This is a genomic window from Rhizobium sp. NZLR11, assembly GCF_019685115.1.
Lineage (GTDB): Bacteria > Pseudomonadota > Alphaproteobacteria > Rhizobiales > Rhizobiaceae > Rhizobium.
On record NZ_JABDWD010000009.1, the window covers coordinates 40,328 to 61,399 of the forward strand.

The 21,072-nt window shown below is 59.2% G+C and carries 21 protein-coding genes, 1 tRNA gene and 5 pseudogenes; 15 read left to right on the forward strand and 12 right to left on the reverse strand.

Annotation, left to right across the window (positions count from 1 at the left end; genetic code table 11):
• Positions 1-191: 191 nt before the first annotated feature.
• On the reverse strand, positions 192-518 hold the full coding sequence (locus tag HJB83_RS17090) for a hypothetical protein (protein WP_221117489.1): 327 nt from the start codon (positions 516-518) through the stop codon (positions 192-194).
• A gap of 94 nt (positions 519-612) precedes the next feature.
• Between HJB83_RS17090 and HJB83_RS17095 the strand changes: the two are divergent.
• Both HJB83_RS17095 and HJB83_RS34730 read left to right on the forward strand, forming a co-directional pair.
• Positions 613-730 (forward strand): annotated as a pseudogene (locus HJB83_RS17095) (DUF1515 domain-containing protein); the annotation flags it as partial.
• 493 nt (positions 731-1,223) lie between these two features.
• The gene (locus tag HJB83_RS34730) at positions 1,224-1,421 is read left to right on the forward strand and encodes a DUF2934 domain-containing protein (RefSeq protein ID WP_221117488.1); all 198 of its coding nucleotides are present in this window, start codon (positions 1,224-1,226) and stop codon (positions 1,419-1,421) included.
• A gap of 55 nt (positions 1,422-1,476) precedes the next feature.
• Here the strand turns inward: HJB83_RS34730 and HJB83_RS17105 are convergent, their stop codons facing one another.
• Entirely contained in the window at positions 1,477-1,719 is a 243-nt protein-coding gene (locus HJB83_RS17105; protein ID WP_259671198.1) for a hypothetical protein, read from the reverse strand.
• Here HJB83_RS17105 and HJB83_RS17110 point away from each other — a divergent pair.
• Together HJB83_RS17110 and HJB83_RS17115 are read left to right on the forward strand one after the other, a co-directional pair.
• Positions 1,680-2,020: pseudogene (locus tag HJB83_RS17110) on the forward strand (ATP-dependent DNA ligase); the annotation flags it as partial. The gene HJB83_RS17105 and the pseudogene HJB83_RS17110 overlap by 40 nt on opposite strands.
• A 56-nt stretch (positions 2,021-2,076) precedes the next feature.
• On the forward strand, positions 2,077-2,550 hold the full coding sequence (locus tag HJB83_RS17115; protein WP_221117487.1) for a hypothetical protein: 474 nt from the start codon (positions 2,077-2,079) through the stop codon (positions 2,548-2,550).
• Between the two features lie 23 nt (positions 2,551-2,573).
• Here the strand turns inward: HJB83_RS17115 and HJB83_RS17120 are convergent, their stop codons facing one another.
• A complete protein-coding gene (locus HJB83_RS17120; RefSeq protein ID WP_221117486.1) occupies positions 2,574-2,852 on the reverse strand; it encodes a CopG family transcriptional regulator in 279 nt (92 codons plus the stop codon).
• A gap of 198 nt (positions 2,853-3,050) precedes the next feature.
• Here HJB83_RS17120 and HJB83_RS17125 point away from each other — a divergent pair, with 198 nt between their 5' ends.
• A complete protein-coding gene (locus HJB83_RS17125; RefSeq protein WP_221117485.1) occupies positions 3,051-3,551 on the forward strand; it encodes a hypothetical protein in 501 nt (166 codons plus the stop codon).
• Positions 3,552-3,569: 18 nt separating this feature from the next.
• On the opposite strand, the pseudogene HJB83_RS34150 reads toward HJB83_RS17125, so the two are convergent.
• Together HJB83_RS34150 and HJB83_RS17130 are read right to left on the reverse strand one after the other, a co-directional pair.
• Positions 3,570-3,701: pseudogene (locus HJB83_RS34150) on the reverse strand (CopG family transcriptional regulator); the annotation flags it as partial.
• Positions 3,702-3,724: 23 nt separating this feature from the next.
• Positions 3,725-4,066: an NIPSNAP family protein gene (locus tag HJB83_RS17130; protein WP_221132460.1), complete on the reverse strand. Its 342-nt coding sequence runs from the start codon at positions 4,064-4,066 to the stop codon at positions 3,725-3,727.
• A 12-nt stretch (positions 4,067-4,078) separates the two neighbouring features.
• Between HJB83_RS17130 and HJB83_RS17135 the strand changes: the two genes are divergently transcribed.
• The 4 genes and pseudogenes from HJB83_RS17135 to HJB83_RS17145 form a co-directional block, all read left to right on the forward strand.
• Positions 4,079-4,228, forward strand: coding sequence for a hypothetical protein (locus HJB83_RS17135; protein WP_221132461.1), 150 nt, complete (start codon positions 4,079-4,081; stop codon positions 4,226-4,228).
• A gap of 697 nt (positions 4,229-4,925) precedes the next feature.
• Positions 4,926-5,009 (forward strand): annotated as a pseudogene (locus tag HJB83_RS34155) (DUF1515 domain-containing protein); the annotation flags it as partial.
• A 78-nt stretch (positions 5,010-5,087) separates the two neighbouring features.
• The gene (locus tag HJB83_RS17140) at positions 5,088-5,513 is read left to right on the forward strand and encodes an N-acetyltransferase (protein ID WP_221132462.1); all 426 of its coding nucleotides are present in this window, start codon (positions 5,088-5,090) and stop codon (positions 5,511-5,513) included.
• Positions 5,514-5,564: 51 nt separating this feature from the next.
• Positions 5,565-6,123 (forward strand): annotated as a pseudogene (locus HJB83_RS17145) (hypothetical protein); the annotation flags it as partial.
• A 690-nt stretch (positions 6,124-6,813) separates the two neighbouring features.
• Here the strand turns inward: HJB83_RS17145 and HJB83_RS17150 are convergent.
• The 4 genes from HJB83_RS17150 to xylF form a co-directional block, all read right to left on the reverse strand.
• Positions 6,814-6,890: transfer RNA gene (locus HJB83_RS17150), tRNA-Arg, on the reverse strand.
• Positions 6,891-7,199: 309 nt separating this feature from the next.
• Positions 7,200-7,982, reverse strand: coding sequence for an ATP-binding cassette domain-containing protein (locus HJB83_RS17155; RefSeq protein WP_007630865.1), 783 nt, complete (start codon positions 7,980-7,982; stop codon positions 7,200-7,202).
• A 14-nt stretch (positions 7,983-7,996) separates the two neighbouring features.
• On the reverse strand, positions 7,997-9,310 hold the full coding sequence (locus tag HJB83_RS17160; protein WP_221117694.1) for a sugar ABC transporter permease: 1,314 nt from the start codon (positions 9,308-9,310) through the stop codon (positions 7,997-7,999).
• 259 nt (positions 9,311-9,569) lie between these two features.
• Positions 9,570-10,610, reverse strand: a complete 1,041-nt coding sequence (xylF, locus tag HJB83_RS17165; RefSeq protein ID WP_207581410.1) for a D-xylose ABC transporter substrate-binding protein — start codon at positions 10,608-10,610, stop codon at positions 9,570-9,572.
• Between the two features lie 228 nt (positions 10,611-10,838).
• Between xylF and HJB83_RS17170 the strand changes: the two genes are divergently transcribed.
• On the forward strand, positions 10,839-12,062 hold the full coding sequence (locus HJB83_RS17170; RefSeq protein WP_221132463.1) for an ROK family protein: 1,224 nt from the start codon (positions 10,839-10,841) through the stop codon (positions 12,060-12,062).
• Positions 12,063-12,641: 579 nt separating this feature from the next.
• Here the strand turns inward: HJB83_RS17170 and iolG are convergent.
• Entirely contained in the window at positions 12,642-13,634 is a 993-nt protein-coding gene (gene iolG, locus HJB83_RS17175) for an inositol 2-dehydrogenase (RefSeq protein ID WP_221132464.1), read from the reverse strand.
• A 218-nt stretch (positions 13,635-13,852) separates the two neighbouring features.
• On the opposite strand from iolG, the gene HJB83_RS17180 reads away from it, so the two are divergent.
• The gene (locus tag HJB83_RS17180) at positions 13,853-14,137 is read left to right on the forward strand and encodes a hypothetical protein (RefSeq protein WP_221132465.1); all 285 of its coding nucleotides are present in this window, start codon (positions 13,853-13,855) and stop codon (positions 14,135-14,137) included.
• Here HJB83_RS17180 and HJB83_RS17185 read toward each other — a convergent pair whose 3' ends face one another.
• Both HJB83_RS17185 and HJB83_RS17190 read right to left on the reverse strand, forming a co-directional pair.
• Entirely contained in the window at positions 14,138-14,605 is a 468-nt protein-coding gene (locus HJB83_RS17185; protein ID WP_207581406.1) for a hypothetical protein, read from the reverse strand.
• A 157-nt stretch (positions 14,606-14,762) separates the two neighbouring features.
• Positions 14,763-15,770 (reverse strand): LysR family transcriptional regulator, encoded by a 1,008-nt coding sequence (locus HJB83_RS17190; protein ID WP_207581405.1) that lies wholly within the window; start codon positions 15,768-15,770, stop codon positions 14,763-14,765.
• A 271-nt stretch (positions 15,771-16,041) separates the two neighbouring features.
• Between HJB83_RS17190 and chvE the strand changes: the two genes are divergently transcribed.
• The 4 genes from chvE to araD1 all read left to right on the forward strand — a co-directional run bounded on the left by chvE (position 16,042) and on the right by araD1 (position 21,064).
• Positions 16,042-17,106: a multiple monosaccharide ABC transporter substrate-binding protein gene (gene chvE, locus HJB83_RS17195; protein ID WP_164015215.1), complete on the forward strand. Its 1,065-nt coding sequence runs from the start codon at positions 16,042-16,044 to the stop codon at positions 17,104-17,106.
• Between the two features lie 99 nt (positions 17,107-17,205).
• Positions 17,206-18,744: a multiple monosaccharide ABC transporter ATP-binding protein gene (mmsA, locus tag HJB83_RS17200; protein WP_207581404.1), complete on the forward strand. Its 1,539-nt coding sequence runs from the start codon at positions 17,206-17,208 to the stop codon at positions 18,742-18,744.
• A complete protein-coding gene (gene mmsB, locus HJB83_RS17205) occupies positions 18,741-19,952 on the forward strand; it encodes a multiple monosaccharide ABC transporter permease (RefSeq protein WP_221117691.1) in 1,212 nt (403 codons plus the stop codon). The genes mmsA and mmsB overlap by 4 nt, the downstream gene beginning before the upstream one ends.
• 116 nt (positions 19,953-20,068) lie before the next feature.
• Positions 20,069-21,064: an AraD1 family protein gene (araD1, locus tag HJB83_RS17210; protein WP_221132466.1), complete on the forward strand. Its 996-nt coding sequence runs from the start codon at positions 20,069-20,071 to the stop codon at positions 21,062-21,064.
• Positions 21,065-21,072 lie beyond the last annotated feature (8 nt).

Here is a 21,072-nt window from a genome sequence, read left to right on the forward strand (position 1 = left end):
CTTGCGAAGGATGACTGCGGAGACGGGGCTGCCCACAGGATCGTGCTCGCGTGGCGGCAGGCCAGGATCACGAGGTCAGGTCCGAGGCGAAGAAGCAAAGCGGCAAATACGAGGACGCTCAGAATGCCGGCGGCCAAACTGAGAAGCGAGGCGGCTTACGCGCCGCCTGGTGACGAAAACCAAAACAGGCGCTATTCCACCGTAAATGTTCCGGCCCCTTTGGAGTATTTCTTACCTCCAAGCGACTTGATCGTTGCACATTTTTCCTTATCGAACTTCTCGCACATCTTGTTGTCTTTGATGCTCCATGTGCCATTGTAGGTGGCCTTGTCCCCGTCGACAGTCGCTTCAATCGTTCCGTCTGGTTTGTAAGTTGTGACGCCCGATTGCGTCTTTGACTTCCAGTGAATTGGGTGGCCCACCAACTCGCTTTTCAACTGCTCCGCCGTCATGGATGCGGCATATGCACCAGATGCGAAGGCTAGCATAATGAGGCCAGAAACCGTGATCGCTTTCATCGTTCACTCCCTTCTTCCAAAGCGAAGATTGTAACCGCGTTAGAGCACGGCGAATATCTATCCATAAGGGTGACCGGCCACACCAGGCATCGTCATCGGCTACGGCATATCAGGGCTGGTCGTTATTCGCCGGTCTCACAGTGGGCGGTATCATGGCCTATGCGAGCGATGGCGCTGTGGCGTGGCTGCGGCATCAGCTGACGATCAACTGAACTCTCGCCACTCGACTCGCTGCTTTGCCTCAACCGAAAAAACCCGTATTAACTGGGCAAATTTCTAGCAATGGACTTCAGGGGGTGAATAAGCCTCTTTACATCGGCAAGCAAACTCGCTTCTCCGATAATGTTCCGTAGATTCTTTGAAGTATTTTTTTCCTGTTAGTTTGACATTCTCCAAGATAAAGCGCGCAGTGCCTTTGGCCTTGCAGCCGCAAGTCAGGCGTCGCAAACGACTAATTGCCGCCTGACAACAGGAGGACGTCATGTCGTCTACTTACGTCGTCGCTTTTATCCGGCACACTTCATTCGCTCCGTCTCCGAATACCCTCTCAAATCCTGGGTGATCAAGATAGCCGTATTGGTGGGAATGGCGGTGTCGATAGCGATCGTAGTTCACATGTTCATCGGCGCCTAACCAGCCGACGCCCGCCGCATTTATAGGAACTGGCTCCTCGGCCAGTAGCCCCGATCCGTGGAGTAATCAAACGTGCAACTTAGTAATGAAGAGCAACTGCGCCGTCGCGCCTATGCCATTTGGGAACGCCAAGGTTGTCCCAACGGGAAAGACATCGAGATTTGGGACTTGGCGGTGAAGGAGATGAGCGGCCAAGCACCGCCACAGGTCCCCGAAGCGCCGTTTCCCAGACCACAGGAAGAATACCGTCCGCAAAACCCGAAAGGCTAGCGCGGGAGGGGCAGCGGCCGGTGCGTTTGTATCTTGTCCACCGCGCCGCTGAACATCACCCGCAATGCCTTTTCAGCCAAAGCTCTTTCAGCCTGCCTTTGGCGATCAGCGCCAGCTTCCGTTCCTTGATGCACTTCGCGTGCGATCCGATCTCCGGCGTATCGATGCCCGAGACGAACGGAACACCTTCCCTCAGCAGTCGCATATTCTGCCCGTCGCGTTTGACCGTGTCGCCGTCGACCGCCGTCAGCGTGCGGTGGCTTCGTGATCTTTGGGTATGAGAAGTCCAGCGCGGCATTCGGGGGCATCGGCCGGCTTCTGCTCGCAGCGCGCAAAGGAACGGGCCCGTCTATGTCGGGGGAGTGGGAACCGGCTTTAACGAACGTTCCGCGAATGAGCTCCGGACGCAGATGGACAAGCTGACCATCGGCAAGCCCGCGGTCGATACCGGAAGGAAGCGGAACGCAGTCTTCGTCGATCCGAAGCTTGTCGCTGAGACCGAATATCGGGCCTGGACGCATGACGGCAAGCTGCGCCATGCGTCGTTTAAGGGGCTACGCGAAGAGCAAGATAACGCAGCGGTGTATACGGTAAAATGAGGATTTGCGTTTATCCTCGTCTGATCGAAGACGCCTACACCGGTGTGAGGAATAGTATGCTGAAAGCGTTGCTTAACGCGCCCGCGCGATTGTTTTGCGCAGCAGTTTTGGTTCTGTCAGTTAATGGTCTGCGGCAGGCTGCTGCAATGGCGCCATGCCCCGGCCAAAAGGAACTGCTTGCGAAGGCGGAGGTCGTGGTGGAGGCTCGGGTCAAATCACTATCTATCGGCCCTTCTGGTTTGATAGCGGCTGACAAAGATTTCCCGGGCCAGCTGGTTAGAGCGGATTTGGAGATCAAGAAAGTCATCAAAGGAAGGTTCGCTGAAAAGGAGGCGATAGTATACGGCACCGCGTTTCCTCCTGGGCCATTCGATAAGTTGGCCGCGATGGCACTAATCTACGGTTTCGAGGGTCGTGACACGTTCGAATGGGAACTTGCGCGTTTTGACATGGGTGCAGGAATGGCATTTTTCAGGATGAATGACTGCATCTATCACAAGTTCCCGGAACTGGACGTCGGTCCCCGTTGATCGATGGATCACCCGGTCTGCATTCATGCATTCCCTTTCACATCGCCGTCTTTGTCCAGGTCATGCACCGGCAGATAGGTGTTCTTCTCCATCCACTCCCGGACGATATACCTGATGGCGTCCTCCCGAGTCAGCACCAGCTCACTCGAGACATTGCGAAGGGCTTCTTCCATATCGTCGTCGATGACGAGCGACCCGGCATTCCGCACCAACAGGGCGAGCATAATCTGATCTGCCCGGGAAATCTCGGCGATGCGATCGGCGGCGTCATCGAGGAGGGCGGGCCTATCGTGCATGGTCATGGTTTCTCGGCCGCCTGTGGTCCTTCTGAGCCGATTAGCATATCAGAGTGGCGAAGGCACCTACAGAATATGCTAACCTACTGCCTGTCGTCAAAAGCGTACACGTCGTTAATCCGAGGAAGAGGTGGGAGCCGGACCGTTGTCATTACGCACCTCCGCGTGCAATTCTGTCGCGTAGGCTGTTTAGGCAAGGTGTACATGGCGGTAACAACATTCGCATCTCCACCCTGGTGGAGAATTGCAGTTGCACTAATTGTGGTGCCTTTGGTGGCATCCTTGGCATATGCGGTTTACAGCCCCGCCTATCAGGGCCTGCCGGATATGATGGAGCGCGTTGTCCAAACAACTGCAGTGGTCGCGTTCTTCGGTGCGTATCCGCCAACTGTTGTATTGGGAATACCATTGATACTCTATTTCAAGGGACGAATACGGGCATCCCTTGCAAATTGTGCGATGGTCGGTGCCTCCATTGCGACCTTCCCGTGGTTTTGCCTAGCTATATTTTTCGGCCCGGACGAGGCTTACACGAATGATCACATGACCTACCAAAACGGGATGATGACGTGGTGGGGATTGCTGGAAGCAATCGAATTGCTCACAGAAATAGCTGTATTCGGAATTGCCGCCGGTGGACTGTTCTGGTTAATCGCCGCGGCCGGCATCAAAAAACAGCCCGCATCTAAAAAAGTGTTTGAATAGCGGTTCTCGATATCGCCCGATCGCGATCGATCCCGAGTTGCGCAACAGAAGAGCGGCGCGGCGGAGCATGATCTGCAAATCAGCTCGCGAAATATGTGCGATCCGGCTGGCGGCGTCTTCAAGGAGGGTGACGGTGTCGGGCATGGTCATGGGGTCTCGGGCGGCCGTAACCGTCATTCCGACGGTTTGGAGAAGCCGCGGTAGAAGCGTGTCGGCTGCAGCAGCGAGCTGACGATGTTGGCCACGATCGGCCCATCCGCCTCGCTCTTCGCCTTCGCTTCTTTCCACTCACGATCGGCGATGAACTCGGCCCATTTTTGCCCGCGCTCCGCCAGCGACCGCCATTCGAGCAGGTAGGTCAGATCGTTGCTGGAAGAACCGATCATCGTCGTCCAGAAGCCGAGTGAGCGAATGCCGAGACGTTCCCAGATCGCCAGCGTCGCGGTCTCGAAACGCTGTTGCAGTGCCGGCAGCCTCTCTGGCAGACATGTATAGATGCGCAATTCGTGGATCATCGGATGCTCCTCATGCTGGATGCCCTTTGGAGCGTCCTCAAACCGCTCTCGGAAATGAGGGGGCAGCTTATAAAATTCCATAAGGTAATCAATAGTCCGGCGGCGACCTTCAGCGGGCTGCGGGAGGAGCAGGATATGGCCGAGGTTTATGAGCTGACGTGATGAGCAGGATGACACCGCAGTTTATGATCTGGATTAATTTCCTGGCGCTTACCGCCCGCAGCCGATGCAAGGCTTGATAATTCCCACCAGACTCAAAATTATGAAGATCGATATGAAGGAGGTCACTACCAGCACAAAAGGCATGGCGACGTAGAACTTCGCTTTCGGCTCAGGGCAGCCTCTTGCCGAGAAAAACCGGTGAAGTCCGTCCGGAGAAGCTTAATTGAGTGACGATCGAATTCAAATGGTGGATGGCTTATGCGCCGTGGGCGGCTTTTGCGCTTACAGCTAAAGGGCAATCCGGTCGCGGGAGTCCTTCTTGGCCTGCTCGTACGTATCGAAAAACGGCAAACGCGGTTCATCGGTGGATAAGACTTTGCCCTGGGGTTCAGGAACCTCTTCGGTTGGTCATGTCGTGCAAATGGAGAACCTCGCGTCGGAGCTGCCATTGTGGAAATGTCAGACCCCCGCGCGAGCAACTTCATGCCGCTCGCGATGCTAAAATTCGACGGAAGTAGTGGTCTCGCCGCGTCACTCGCATTCTTCGGCACCCTCAGCGTCCTCGCCATCTTGTCGACAACCGGCCCGTATCGCTTCTCCAGCGCCACCGGATATTTCCGAGAGATCGTTCGGCGAATCGCGAAAAACTGTCGGGAATCGACTTGGGAAAAGCCGTATAACGCTCCAGAAAACGTCGGCCGGTCTCACAGTGGGCGGTATCATGGCCTATGCGAGCGATGGCGCTGTGGCGTGGCTGCGGCATCGGCTGAAGATCAACTGAACTCCACGTTGCCAACTAACTCGATCAGGCGATATTGTTTAACCTCTTGCTGCCCTCTGTATCTGGATTCAATGAGCGATGCCGGAAGTGATCACAACGTGTCGGCTCACGCGAGATACTGCTGTTCTGCTTGAAAATATCGCGGACGATGTTTTCGACGAGGAGATTAACGCCCAGCGGCTTGCAACCTATTTGAAGTCGCCGGGGCACCTGATGATCATCGCGGTTTGCGGAAAGCAGGTTATCGGCCAGATCGCGGCCTACGTTCACAGCCACCCCGATCGAGCATCGGATGTCTACATCGACAATCTGGGTGTGGCTCCGCCTTTCCAGCGGCGTGGTGTTGCGCGACGCCTCGTCGACGAGGTCTTGGCGTGGGGCAGAACGCTGGAATGTCACCAGGCGTGGATCGTTACAGACACCGAGAACAATGCCGCTCGCGCCCTCTACGAAAGTCGTGGGGCCGCAGCCGAGCCGATCGTGATGTTCTCTTATAAACTCTGATCTGCCGCCGCGTTCGCTTTCCGCACCAAACCGTCCACTCATAGGCTGGTGGGAGTTATCAGGGCTGGCGCCCACAGCGAAGCGGATGGAGAAATGATCCTGCGCATCGCTTGCGCGCATGGGCTCGAAGGCATCATCGCAAAGACGAAACGAGTGGCTGAAGATCAAATGCATCCAGAGCGATGCCTTCGCGATCATCGGCTGTGAGAAGTCGACGGCATCGTTCGGCGGCATCGAACGGCTACTCCTCGCCGCGCGCAAAGGAAACGAGCTTGTCTATGTCGGGGGAGTGGGAAGCGGCTTCAAAGAGCGCTCCGCGAGCCAGCTCCATGAGAAGATGGACAAGCTGATCATCGGCAAGGCCACGGTCGATACTGGGCGGAAGCGAAACGCGGTCTTCGTTAACCCGCGCCTCGTTGCCGAGATCGAATATCGAGCCTGTACGCACGATTGGAAACTGCGCCACGCCTCCTATAAGTGCCTTCGGGAGGAGCGGGATAAAGTCGGGGGCTATCAGTTGGACTCAATTGGCAAAACGTACTGTAAGCAATCAATGCATGACTTTGATGCTTCCCAACAGGCCCAAAACGATAAAGATCGACATGAATGAGGTGACAGCCAGCACGACAGGCATAGCGAAGTAGAGCTTTTTCGGCGTCGCTAAAAACCGCCTATGGGCGAAGCTTGAAAAATAAACATCGAATCCGAAATCCTGGCTGAAATCGAAACCGTTCTTGCTGTAGAAAATAATGGACATAACGTACCAATACCAGCTGTAAGCGCGCTGTTATCCATAATGATGTCCGAAGATCCGGTATGAAAGATGCTTAATTCTACTATTCCGGGCTGCGAGCGAGCAAGAGGAAGCTAACGCAATCCCCAAGTACACCGGGGGCACATATCTCAGAGGCCATCCACGTGGCAGCGGCGGCGAGTTTCCCCCCGTGCTCCTTCCATGAGACCCAACGCCGACGATTTGCCGCCCTCCGGCTACCCGCATCGCAGCCTGCCGGAGCTCGACTATCCGTTCCACGATAGACCGTTACCGTCACAACATGCGGCCGCATCTGCTATAAGCGAAAGAAGATCAACCTCAGCCTGGTCTTTGCCGGGCAGGCCGTCGGCATCAAACAGGTCGAAGACCGTATCTGGCTCGCAAGCTTCATGGATTACGACCTGGGACACTTCGATGACGAGACATGCAGGCTCGAACCGCTGCCGAACCCTTTCGGCTCGAAAGTGTTACCTGTGTCTCAGGAATAAACCGTAACTATGTGTCCAGAATGGACCCTAAGAAGAATGGCGCACCCGACAGGATTCGAACCTGTGACCTTTGGAATCGGAATCCAACACTCTATCCAGCTGAGCTACGGGTGCATGCCGAAGGCGGTTTGAATCGCCTGTCCGATGGGTGGTTCTTAGCCTAGCTTGCGGCCGGCTTCAATCGCGAAATTCTCAGAAATACCGATGCTTGCGATTTGCAGGGTGTTTTTATTCGTCACCTATGGGAGCTGATATAAAAACTCCGCCGGCCTTGCGGGCGGCGGAGCGGGGTTGTCGGGGGCAGGGCGCCTTCATGCATGTCGCCCGGAAGTGTGCAGCGGTTCCGGGAGAACGACATGCATCAAACAAAAGGCTAAAGCGCGTCGCATCAATCAAATTCGACGCGACGCGCTTTAGCGGCGCTCAGATCTGCATGGCGCCGGGGCCGGGGATTGCCTTGGGCGGCACCTTGCCGAGGATGATCATGCCCAGCACTTCGTCCTTGGTCACATCTTCGGTGCGGGCGTGGCCCACGAGCTGGCCGTTCTTCATCACCGAGACGCGGTCGGCGAGGTCGAAGACGTCGTGGATGTCGTGGCTGATCAGGAAGATGCCGATGCCTTCCTTCTTCAGCTGCTTGATCAGCTCGCCCACCTGCGCCGTCTCCTGGGGGCCGAGCGCCGCCGTCGGCTCGTCCATGATCAGGATGCGGGCGTTGAAGAGGATGGCGCGGGCGATCGCCACCGATTGCCGCTGGCCGCCCGAAAGCGCCTTCACCGGCTCCTTGAAGCGCTTGAAGTTGGGGTTGAGCCGCCCCATCACCTCGCGCGCCGAGGCTTCCATCGCCACGTCGTCGAGTGTGCCCCAGCGGGTTTTCAGCTCGCGGCCGAGATAGAGGTTGGCAGCGGCGTCGACATTGTCGGCGACGGCAAGCGTCTGGTAGATCGTCTCGATGCCGTATTTCTTGGCATCGCGCGGATTGCGGATATCGGCCGGCTCGCCGTTGATCAGGATATCGCCGCTGTCGCGCTTGTAGGCGCCGGAGAGGATCTTGATCAGCGTCGATTTGCCGGCGCCGTTGTGGCCGAGAAGGGCCACGACTTCGCCGGGGTAGAGATCGACCGAGGCATTGTCCACGGCATGGATGCCGCCGAAGGAGATCGAGATGTTTTTCAGTTCCACGAGGGGAGTGCGTTGATCAGCCATGTTTAGGGCTCCTCTCACTTGGCACGGGAGCGATAGACGGTGTCGAGCCAGACCGCCACGACGAGGACGGTGCCGACGACGACGCTCTGCAGCGGTGTGTCGACATGCGCGAGAACCATGCCGGATTGCAGCGATTGCATGACGAGCGCGCCGAGCATGGCGCCGGCAATCGTGCCGGTGCCGCCCGCCAGCGACGTCCCGCCGATAACGGCGGCGGCGATGGTGTAAAGCTCGTCGAGCGTGCCCTGCGAGTTGGTTGCGGCGTTGAGGCGGGCGGTGGAAATCGCGGCTGCGATTGCCGCCAAAATGCCCATCAGCGCGAAGATGCGCACGGTCACCCAGCGGGTCTTGATGCCGGCGAGCTCCGCCGCCTCGGGGTTGCCGCCGATCGCAAAGACATAGCGGCCGAAGCGCAGCCGTGTGGCGATGAAGGTCATGATGATGCCGACGACGATGGCGATCAGCACCGGCACGGCGATGCCGTAGGGAATATCCAGGCCGGTTTCGGGCCAGGGAATATTGTTGGCCTCGGCATATTTCTTGGCGATGTTGATCGGCCAGTAATAGCTGTTGGCGATAGAGACGGCGCCGAGGATCAGCACGCAGCTGAGGGTGGCGAGGAAATATTCAGCCCATATCGGCCGGCGCGGAAAGCCGAAGCGGCGGCGCTGCCGGCGCGAGCCGATAATGCTGGCCACGACGAAGAGGCAGGCGGCGATGCCGACGATCCAGCTCCAGGTGGCGCCGATCGAGCCCTCTGCGCCGCCGCCCATGATGCGGAAGGTCTGGTCCATCGGCGCAACCGTCTGGCCGCTGGTCACAAGCCAGGTCGCGCCGCGCCAGACGAGCAGGCCGCCGAGGGTGACGATGAAGGAGGGAACGTTCAGGAAGGCGATGATGATGCCCTGGAAGGCGCCGATCAGGCAGCCTGCCGCAATGCCGACCAGCAGCGTGATCGCCCAGGTGAAGGGGCTGTCGAAACCGATATACTCCGGCAGGATTTTCGCCTGGGTCACGCCCATGATCATGCCGCAGAGGCCGAGCACGGAACCGACCGAAAGATCGATGTTGCGGGTGACGATGATCAGCACCATGCCGGTGGTCATGACGGCGATGTCGGTCGTCTGGACCGAAAGGTTCCAGAGATTGCGCGGGGTCAGGAACAGGCCGCCGGTGATGATGTGGAAACCGATCCAGATGATAACAAGCGCGCCGATCATGCCGAGCAGGCGTGTGTCGATCTCGGTCGCCCGGAAGAAGCGGGTCACCGGACTGGCTTCCGCCGCTCGCGGTCCGCTCGATGTCGTTGATTTTACCATTTCGGCCATGGGTTTGCCGTTCCCCCATTATGTTTGGACGGTGCGCCGGCGTGCCCAAAACCGTTGGCGGCGTCATTCGTCTGTTCTTCAACTGACCATCGCGATGCTTCCGGAAACCGTGGCGTGGCGTCGCGACACCCTTCCGGCAGGGAATGCAAGTCCGCGATGGTGCGGCGGGCGGAGAAAACTTCGTGGTTGGAGCTCTCATCCGCATCCGGCGCCGCAACGGTGTCTCCGCTGCGGCGCCGGCATTTCGTTCGAAGCGTGCTTACTTGCAGGCAGCGACAGCGCCGGCCTTGACGCCCTGGCAGGCTTCAGCCTTGGAAATCCAGCCGGCGTCGATGACGACGTTGAGGTTTTCCTTGGTGATTGCCTGCGGCTTCAGGAAGACAGAGTGCATTTCCACGCCCTTCGGGCCGCCCTTGAAGGTCTGGGCGCCGTCGATCTTGCTCATGTCCTTGCCGCCGGCGAGGTCGAGAGCGATTTCGGCAGCGCGGGTGCCGAGTTCGCGGCTGTCCTTCCAGACGGAAACCGTCTGCGTGCCGAGAGCGATGCGGTTCAGCGCTGCCTTGTCGCCATCCTGGCCGGAAACCGGAACGGAGCCGGCAAGGCCCTGGGCGTCGAGAGCTGCGATCGCGCCGCCGGCGGTGCCGTCGTTCGAAGCAACAACGGCGTCAACCTTGTTGTTGTTGGCGGTCAGGAACTGCTCCATGTTGCGCTGAGCATTCTCAGGCAGCCAGCCGTCGGTATAGGCTTCGCCGACATTCTTGATCTTGCCGGCGTCGATCGCGGCCTTCAGCACTTCCTGCTGGCCCGAGAACAGGAAGTCAGCATTCGGGTCGGAAGACGAGCCCTTGATGAAGACGTAATTGCCTTCCGGCTTGGCCTTGAAGACGCCCTGGGCCTGCAGGCGGCCGACTTCCTTGTTGTCGAAGGTGATGTAGAAGGCAGCCGGGTTTTCGATCAGACGGTCATAGCCGACAACCGGGATGCCTTCAGCAGCGGCCTTTTCGATCGCCGGGCCGATGGCGTCGGAATCCTGGGCGAGAATGATCAGCGCGTTGGCGCCCTGCGAGATCAGCGATTCGACGTCAGTCAGCTGCTTTGCGGCTGAGGACTGCGCGTCAGCGGAAATGTACTTGGCGCCCTTGGCTTCGAGAGCCTTCTTGATCGCGGCTTCGTCGGTCTTCCAGCGCTCTTCCTGGAAATTCGACCAGGAAACGCCGACGACGAGATCGGCAGCCATGGCAACGGTATGCACGGAAACGAGAATGGCCGCCCCGGCCATCAGCTTCAAAATAGACTTCATAATATCCTCCCGAGTGAGTTGCGACCGGCCCAGCCCATGCTTCCTCCGGCCACCGCGAAAAGCTGTCCAGAAAAATTCGGATTATTTTCTCGACAGTCGAGAAATTTAGTGTCAGAGATTTTTTCAACTGTCAACACTGCACTGCCGGCTTAATTTCCCTTGCGGAACGGCGGCCGGAGATGCAGTGAGAACCGCGGGCGGAACTAGCAGGGGGAGAGGGCGGCATTCATGCTGACCAAGTCGAGCACGGAGCTGGTCCGGCAGAGAAACAGCGTGCTCGTGCTGTCCGTGCTGCGTCGCCACGGCGCGCTCGCCCATACAGAAATAGCCGATTCCACCGGACTTTCCTCGGCCACCATCTCGGCGATCACCGCCGATCTGGAACGCGCCCAGATTATCGAAAAATCCGAGCAGCAGGCAGCCAGCGGCCGCGGCCGGCCGCGCGTGCTTTTGCGCCAGCGGCGCGATTGCGGCTATCTCATCGTCGTCATCATCTCATCGGATGCGGTGCAATATTCGCTTGTCGATTATGCGGGCAAGCTGATCGATCGTTTCAGCGAGGAACGCTCGCATGATCCCTCGGGCGCGGCCCGCTTCGTTCAGGCGGTGCGCGCCGGGCTGTTGCGAATTCTCGATCGTTCGAGGATCACACAGGAAAAAGTGCTGTTGATCTCGATCAGCAGCAAGGGGCTGGTCAATTCCACAGAGCCGGTGCTCGTCTGGTCGCCGATCTTCGGCAGCGAGCAGATCGATTTCGAATCAGCGCTGCGGCCGGAATGGCAGGCCAAGGTGATCCTCGACAACGAGACGCTGCTGGTCGCCGCCGCCCTCGGCGCGCGCGAGGAGATCGTCAAGGGCGCCGATTTCCGCTCGCTCGCCGCCCTCTCGCTCGGCCACAGCGTCGGGCTCGGCATCGTCCGGCGCGGCAACCAGACCGGCCAGGAGATCTCGGCGCCGAATTTCGGGCACATGCTGCACATGGCGGGTGGCGGCCTCTGCCGTTGCGGCACACGCGGCTGCATCGAGGCCTATGCCGGCTTCTACGCCATCCTGCGCGGCGCCTTCGAAGTGCCGCTCGATACCATTCCCGCAAAATTCGTGCCCGTCGCCGAACTCGACAAAATCGCCGCCAAGGCCCGCCAAGGCCACCGCATCCCCGCCTTCGCCTTCCGCCAGGCGGGCCTAGCGCTTGGCAACGGCCTGTCGCGCATGCTCAGCCTGACCGAGCGCATGCCCATCGCCATCACCGGCCCCGGTACGCGCTATTACGACCTTCTGCGCCAGGGGATCGAAGAGGGTCTCGGCCAGTCGCATATCGTGCGCATGGAGGGCATGCCGGAAATCCGGGTGGTCGCCGATGAGCAGATCCTCGTCTTCGAAGGCCATCTCAACCGGGCACTGTCGGTGATCGACCAGGATATTGTAATTTCGGGGGGACAGGGTGGAGATTAGTGAGAGATCCTGCTGGCGCTTCGGCTGCGGCCGTGGATTGGAATGACGGAGGTTGAGGAGAGGGAACGGCAGGAGGCGCGGACTGGCAGGAGCGCCGCTGCATTCGTATCTGGCCATCCATCGCTGTTCTGCTGCGGAGGTCACCCCACCCAACCTCACCGCACCCGCACGCTGCTGAATTGCCTCAGCATCTCGCCTCCTGCCAGTCGCGTCCTCCCACTCTCCGTCATCCTCGGCCTTGAGCCGAGGACCCATGCCGCAGCCTCCGGCGAGGATGGGCAGGGTCGCATTTCCTCTTGTTCCCTCATTCCTGTGCTTGTCACAGGAATCCAGTGCGCCCAAGTCTTTGGGCGCGGGAGACGCTCTTCAAGGCCGATGGGTTCATTCACCGCGCAGACGCGCGGTGAATGAATTCCTGTGACGAGCACAGGAATGAGGGAGGGAGAGGTCGCGGCTCGATCCCGGTGCGTTGTGGCAGTCGGGATGACAGGCCGGTCTAGGCGCATTTACCCCCAAACGCAAAACGGCCGGGCAAACACCCGGCCATCCCACACATATCACCCGATCGAAAGCGAGCCGTCACCCAACCTTGACCAGCTTGCTTTCCTTCACCGACTGCACCGCCGCATCGGCAAGCGCTAGTGCTGCCAAACCATCGGCGCCCGAGGGCGAGATCTTCGTGCCCTTTTGGATCGCGGCGATGAAGGCGGCGATTTCGTTGGCGTAGGCTTCGGTGTAGCGGGTCATGAAGAAATCATGCAGCGGCGGGCGGGTGTAGCCGTCGCCGTTTGCGACTTCGATCGAGACCGGGCGCTGGTTTTCGGCCGCGGCCATGCCCTTTGCGCCATGCACTTCGATGCGCTGGTCGTAGCCATAGGTGGCGCGGCGGGAATTGGAGATGATCGCCTGCTTGCCGGATTTCGTCTGCAGGATCACCGAGACGCTGTCATAGTCGCCGGCCTCGCCGATCGCCTTGTCGACCAGCACGGCGGCGGTCGCCAGCACCGAGACCGGCTCTTCGCCGAGCAGGAAGCGGGCCATGTCGAAATCGTGGATGGTCATGTCGCGGAAGATGCCGCCCGAGCGCTTGATATAATCCACCGGCGGGGCGCCGGGGTCGCGTGAGGTGATCGTCACCATCTCGACATCGCCGATCTTGCCCTCGTCGATGACCTTGCGCACGGCCATGAAATGCGGATCGAAGCGGCGGTTGAAGCCGACCATCAGCTTGGCGCCGGTCTCTTCCACCACCTTCATGCAGGCCTTGACGCGGGCAACGTCGAGATCGATCGGCTTTTCGCAGAAGATCGCCTTGCCGGCGCGGGCGAAGCGCTCGATCAGGTCGGCATGGGTGTCGGTCGGCGTGCAGATGACGATGGCGTCGATATCCTTGGCGGCCTCGATCGCCTCGATGGTGCGGACCTCGCAGCCATAGGCCGAAGCAATGGCGTCGGCCGCCTGCGGAAAGGCGTCGGCGACGGCGACGAGCTTTGCATTGGCGTCGCCGCTGACGGCTTTCGCATGAACCTTGCCGATGCGGCCGGCGCCGAGAAGACCAAATCTCACTGTCATAGCAACCTCCCTTGAATTCGGAACAAACAAACCGAATTGCCAAAAATCTGGAATTTTCATTCCATTATCTGTGCGCGGCGTCAAGCCCGCGGCTCTTTCACATTTGCAAGATTCAAACTAAAGACAAGCGCCACACATGCCACCGGCAGTGTGACACATACAAAGAGCAGTGCGACACATGCTAAGCGCAGTGTGACATATGCGACCGCGGGGTAGAGATGCAACTGATTGATCCGAACCATCCGGCATACCGGCGCCTTTGGGTGCGTGTTGCCATCGTTGCCGTCTGCTTCGGCTGGGCGGCGTTCGAGATTGTCGGCGGTGATCCCTTTTGGGCGGTGCTCTCGGCTGCGGCCGGCGCCTATTCCTTCTATATGCTATTCTGGACCTTCAAGCCGCAGCCAGAGGTCGCCGAGACGACCGCGGAGCCTGACGTTGGTGAAGAGGAGGAGCCGGCGGAGATATCCACCGAAAATCCTTCGAAGGACGGTAAGGCCGAGTAATCAGCGCAATCGCCGCAGCGCCTCGTCGATCAGCAGATTGGCGAGCATCATCCGCTTCGTCGCATTGTCGCGAAAGGGCAGGGCGACGCCGTCGGGGTGATTGGCGCGGGCGAAGGCGCGGCGCTTCTCGCTGAGCGTCAGCGGCGTGTCGGCAGCCGAGATCGCCAGCTCGGCGGCAACCTCCTGCGGTGTTGTCCGAGTCAGATGATCCGGCATGACGGGCTCAGGTTCCGGCAAAGGCGTTGGTTTGTCCACGATCTCAGCGGCCGCTTCGTGTTCCAGATTGTCGAAATAGGCCTGGCCGACGCGCTGCGAGGCGACCGAGACACCCTCCATGACATCGAAGGCAAGCCCGGTGCCGAGGCCGGCCACGCGATGGGCAGCGGGCGCCTCAGCGTCTTCATCCGTCTCGTCCTCCGCCTTCAGCCGCTCGAGGACTGATTGAAATACTGATTGTCCGAACAGCATCCGCCTTCCTTAAGTGCCCTCCGTTTTTCTACGAAACACGGAAGTGCTCTATCTTTTCAAACGCAATTCCGGACGCAAAAACCGCCGTCCACTTTTGCTGGAATTGCTCCAGCACCCATTAAAGGCGGGCAAGATGGCGCAGGGCTTGCGGGCCGCGTCAGCCCGCTTGCTTCAGGCTCTCCTCGAGGATGATGTCGTAGAGCAGCCTTGCGCTCGGCGGCAGCGCCCGTTCCCTCGCCGTGATCAGGCTATAGGGTTTGACGTTGATATCGAAGTCGATTGGCAGCATGCGCACGTCCGAGGCCTTGGCGCTTTGGCTCGCCAGGAACTGGGCGACGTCGGTGGCAACAGGAGCGATCGCGTCGGTTCCGCAGACGATGGCGCAGGTCAAAAGCAGCGAAGAGGTGTTGACGATATTTTCCGGCAGCGCCACGCCGCGCGACAGGAAAATGTCCTCAATCGTCCGGCGCAGCAGCGTGCCCGGCGGCTGGAACACCCAGTCGTAATCCCTGATGTCGGAAAGGCTGCTGGTCTTTTTCTTTTTCAGCAGCGGATGGCGGTTGCGCACGATCAGGCAGGCCCGCTCGATGCCGATCTCGGTCACCTCGAACAGGCGCGGATTGAGATCGTCGGGAATGCGGCTGATGATGAAGTCGTGGCGGGCGGCGAGCAGCTCGCGGGCCAGCACGTTGCTGGTCTCCACCTGGATATTGATCTCGATGCCGGGATAGGCCTTGCGCACCCTGTTGATCGCTGGCACGACGAGGCTCATGGCCGGCGCCGTCACCGCGCCGATGAACACTGGGCCGCCCTTGCCGCTCTTCAATTCGCCGATCTCGCGGCTTGCCTCGCGCAGCTCCAAGAGGATCTTTCGCGCCCGTCTGGCAAGGGCTGCGCCGAAGGTCGTCAGCACCACGCCGCGGGCGACGCGCTCATAGAGCGGCGTCTTGATGATTGATTCCATTTCGGACAACATGCGCGATGCGGCGGGCTGCGAGATGTTTAAGACTTCCGCAGCTGCGGAAATCTGTCCGCTATCTTCGATTGCGACGATCATGCGCAGGTGATTCAGCTTAAGTCCTGCACGTAAAAGGTTGTCATCGCCGAAACTATCGCTGTGGATATCGACGTGATCCATCAAAATGGGCTCTGAAATAATCGTCATGGTTGCAGCCTCCTCGCTGCGCTCCATCAAAAGTAATACTTTTTAACGATATACCAAAATTGTTATGCACGTTACCACTTATTCTATTTGACAGTTATAGGAATCCATACCAGTTTGCCGCCGTGTGCTGGTTGGCACTCAACACGTGTGAGATCGTGGAGGAGACCTACTTCGTTTCTCACCATCTGAAGTATCTATCCAATACGGAACCTGCCACAGTTTCGGGGCGGGCGATTTTTCGTCCGCTGCTTATTAACAAAGGGAGAGAGAAATGAAGTCCATTATCTCATTGATGGCTGCGGCTGCCTTCGGCGTCGCTTCGTTCGTTGCACCGGCAATGGCTGCCGACAAGGGCACCGTCGGCATTGCCATGCCGACCAAGGCTTCGGCTCGCTGGATCGACGACGGCAACAACATCGTCAAGCAGCTCCAGGCTGCCGGCTACCAGACCGACCTGCAGTATGGCGACGACGATATTCCGAACCAGCTTTCGCAGATCGAAAACATGGTCACCAAGGGTGCCAAGGTTCTCGTCATTGCTTCGATCGATGGCACGACGCTTTCCGACGTTCTCCAGAAGGCTCATGACGCCGGCATCAAGGTCATCGCTTATGACCGCCTGATCCGCGATTCGGGCAACGTCGACTACTACGCGACCTTCGACAACTTCCAGGTCGGCGTTCTGCAGGCTGGCTCCATCGTTGACGGCCTCGGCCTCAAGGATGGCAAGGGCCCGTTCAACATCGAACTGTTCGGCGGTTCGCCGGATGATAACAACGCCTTCTTCTTCTATGATGGCGCAATGTCCGTCCTGCAGCCTTACATCGACAGCGGCAAGCTCGTCGTGAAGTCCGGCCAGACCGGCATGGATAAGGTCGGCACGCTGCGTTGGGATCCGGCAACGGCCCAGGCCCGCATGGACAACCTGCTCTCGGCTAACTACACCGACGCCAAGGTCGACGCCGTTCTGTCGCCTTACGACGGTCTGTCGATCGGTATCATCTCCTCGCTGAAGGGCGTTGGTTATGGTACGGCTGCCCAGCCGCTGCCGATCGTCACCGGTCAGGACGCTGAAATCCCGTCGGTCAAGTCGATCATCGCTGGCGAACAGCATTCGACGATCTTCAAGGACACCCGCGAACTCGCCAAGGTCACTGTTGCCATGGTCGATGCCGTCATGTCCGGCAAGGAGCCTGAGGTCAACGACACGAAGACCTACGACAACGGCGTCAAGGTCGTTCCGTCCTATCTGCTGAAGCCGGTTGCCGTCGACAAGACCAACTACAAGCAGATCCTCGTCGACAGCGGTTACTACTCTGAAGACAAGCTGAAGTAATCAGTTAAGCAGGAGACCGGAGCCCGCGCTTGCGGGTTCCGGTCTTCGATTTTATGATCGCCAAACCGCTTGGCGGCTCAAGACGCTGGAACTTTGACTATGGACAATACCATCCTCGAAATGCGGAGCATCACCAAGACGTTCCCAGGCGTCAAGGCGCTGGAGAATGTGAACCTCAAGGTTCGCAAGGGTGAAATTCACGCGTTGGTAGGCGAAAACGGGGCCGGCAAATCGACCCTGATGAAAGTGCTATCAGGCGTCTATCCGACAGGAAGCTATGAAGGCGACATCGTCTATGAAGGCGAGACGCGCAACTTCAAGGTCCTGAAGAATTCCGAAGAAATCGGCATCGTCATCATCCACCAGGAACTGGCGCTCGTGCCGTTGCTGTCGATCGGCGAGAACATCTTCCTCGGCAACGAGAATGCCAAGAGCGGCGTCATTAGCTGGGACGAGACGTTCAACCGCACCAAGCAGCTGCTCAAGAAGGTAGGCCTCTCGGAATCTCCGAACACGCTGGTCACCGACATCGGCGTCGGCAAGCAGCAGCTCGTCGAGATCGCCAAGGCGCTGTCGAAGAGCGTCAAGCTGCTCATCCTCGACGAACCCACCGCCTCGCTCAACGAAAGCGATTCCGACGCGCTGCTCACGCTGCTGATGGAATTCCGCAATCAGGGCATCACGTCGATCATCATTTCCCACAAGCTGAACGAAATCCGCAAGGTCGCCGACCAGATCACCGTGCTCCGCGACGGCATGACCGTCAAGACTCTCGACTGTCACGCGGACGAAATCAGCGAAGACATCATCATCCGCAACATGGTCGGCCGCGATCTCGAGGATCGCTATCCCCCGCGTTCGGTGCCGATCGGCGAAACCATCCTCGAAGTGAAGAACTGGAATTGCTATCATCAGCAGCACCGCGACCGTCAGGTCCTGCACGATATCAACGTCACCGTCCGCAAGGGCGAAGTCGTCGGTATCGCCGGTCTGATGGGTGCAGGGCGCACCGAATTCGCCATGAGCCTGTTCGGCAAGGCCTATGGGCACAAAGTTTCGGGCGACGTGCTGATGCACGGCAAGCCGGTCGACGTCAGCACCGTGCGCAAGGCGATCGACGCAGGTCTTGCCTATGTCACCGAAGACCGCAAACAGCTCGGCCTCGTGCTCAACGACACGATCCTGCACAACACGACGCTGGTCAATCTGAAGGCCGTGTCGAATGCGTCGGTCATCGACAGCGTCAAGGAATCCAAGGTCGCGTCCGACTATCGCTCGAAGTTGCGCATCCGCTCTTCCAGCATCTTCCAGGAAGCGGTCAATCTGTCCGGCGGCAACCAGCAGAAGGTGGTGCTGTCGAAGTGGCTGTTCTCCAATCCCGATGTTTTGATCCTTGACGAGCCGACGCGCGGCATCGATGTGGGTGCAAAATACGAAATCTATACTATCATCAATCAGCTCGCGGCTGACGGCAAAGCCGTTCTGATGATCTCGTCGGAAATGCCGGAACTTCTTGGCACCTGCGACCGCATCTACGTCATGAATGAAGGGCGTATCGTTGCGGAACTGCCGAAGGGAGAAGCGAGCCAGGAAACCATCATGCGCGCCATCATGCGCTCAGGAGAGAAGAAACAATGACGCCGATCAACCAACCCATCGCTGAGCAAGGGCGTGTCGTCTCGATCGGAGACTACGTTCGCGGCAACATCCGGGAATACGGCATGTTCATCGCGCTGATCGCGATCATGGTGTTCTTCCAGATTTCGACCGGCGGCGTTCTCTTCAGGCCGCTCAACCTGACCAACATCATTCTGCAGAACTCGTTCATCGTCATCATGGCGCTCGGCATGCTGCTCATCATCGTCGCCGGCCATATCGATCTTTCGGTCGGCTCCGTCGTCGGTTTCATCGGCGCCATCGCCGGCGTGATGACGGTGCAATGGCACGTCAACTATGTCGTCGCGGCGATCGTCTGTCTTGCCATGGGCGCGCTTGTCGGCGGCATCCAGGGCTATTTCGTCGCTTATCACAAGATCCCGGCCTTCATCGTCACGCTCGCCGGCATGCTGGTCTTCCGCGGCCTGACGCTGTTCGTAATGACGGCTTCGGGGACCGGCACCAGCATCGGTCCTTTCCCGCCGGAGTTCCAGTTGATCAGCATCGGCTTCCTGCCGAACCTTGTCGCACTGGGCGGCATCAATTCGACCTCGATCATTCTGACCGTCGTCGGCGCCGTCGCGCTGTTCTATCTGGCGTGGCGCAAGCGGCTGTCGAACGAGATGCACGGCAATGACGTCGAACCTTTGGGCTTCTTCCTCGCCCAGAACGCCCTCGTCAGTCTTGCCATTCTCGGGCTCGGCTGGCAGTTGTCGATCTATCGCGGCTTCCCGAACGTGCTGGTCATCATGCTCGCGCTGGTTGTCGCCTACGCCTTCATTACCCGTCGCACGACGATCGGCCGCCGCATCTACGCCATGGGCGGCAATGAGAAGGCGACCAAGCTTTCCGGTATCAACACCGAGCGGCTGACCTTCCTGACCTTCGCCAACATGGGCCTGCTTGCCGGCCTCGCCGGGCTGATCGTCGCGCTGCGCCTCAATTCGGCGACGGCCAAGGGCGGCTTCGGCCTTGAGCTGGACGTGATCGCCGCCTGCTTCATCGGCGGTGCATCGGCCCAGGGCGGCGTCGGCAAGGTGACCGGTGCGGTCATCGGCGCCTTGATCATGGGCATCATGAACAATGGCATGTCGATCCACGGCCTCGGCACCGACTCGCAGCAGATGGTCAAGGGCGCGGTGCTTCTCGCTGCCGTGTTCTTCGACGTCTACAACAAGAACAAGGGCTGAGCGCCAGAGCGCAGCCCAGGCATTCGCAGTCATAAGAAAGATGGATTCCGGCTCCTGATGGAGCCGGACAGGCGGAGCTTTTCTTAGTCTTCGCCGGAACGAGAAGGATCGAAGTCGTGCTTATTTCCCAGATCAAGGGTGCCAACGGAGAGATCGTCGTCGCCGTGCGCGAGCAGGGCGGCGCGGCCAAGTCCGTCAACAATGCCGGCAGCGTCTATGCGCTGGCGATGGAAGCCGCCGACGGCGGCAAGTCGCTTGCCGCGGTTATCGAGGCCCATGGTTACGGCGATGCCGTCGATCTTGAAAAGGCCTATGCGGACGGCCGCTTCCTGCCGCCGATCACCCATCCCGACGCCGCCCATCTGCATCTGACCGGCACCGGCCTAACGCATCTCGGATCGGCGGCCACCCGCGATTCCATGCACAAGAAGACCACCGAGGCGGCCGAGGAAACGCTGACCGACTCGATGAAGATGTTCAAGATGGGCCTCGAGAATGGCAAGCCGAAATCCGGCGAAAAGGGCGTGCAGCCGGAATGGTTCTACAAGGGCAACGGCTACGGCGCTGCTGCCCCCGGCGCGCCGCTGATCTCGCCGTCCTTCGCGCTCGACGGCGGTGAAGAGCCTGAAATGGCTGGCATTTACGTCATCGCCACCGACGGCTCGCCGTTCCGCATCGGCTTTGCCCTGTCGAACGAGTTTTCGGACCACGTCACCGAACGGATCAACTATCTCTATCTGGCCCACTCCAAACTGCGCCCGGCCGCCTATGGTCCGGAAATCCGCATCGGGCCCGTACCCGACGATATTCGCGGCACCTCGCGCATCAAGCGCGGCGACAAGGTGATCTTCGAAAAGCCCTTCCTGTCGGGTGAAGCGAACATGTCGCACACCTTCGCCAATCTGGAATATCACCACTTCAAATACGGCCTCTTCCGTGCACCGGGCGATGTCCATGTCCATATGTTCGGCACGGCGACGCTGTCTTTTGCCGACGGCATCAAGGCGGAAGAGGGCGATGTCTTCGAAATCGAAGTCGCCGAATTCGGTCTGCCGCTGCGCAATCCGCTGAAGGTGGCCGCCGAAGAAGAGATCGCCGTCAAGCAACTCTGATTTCTCAT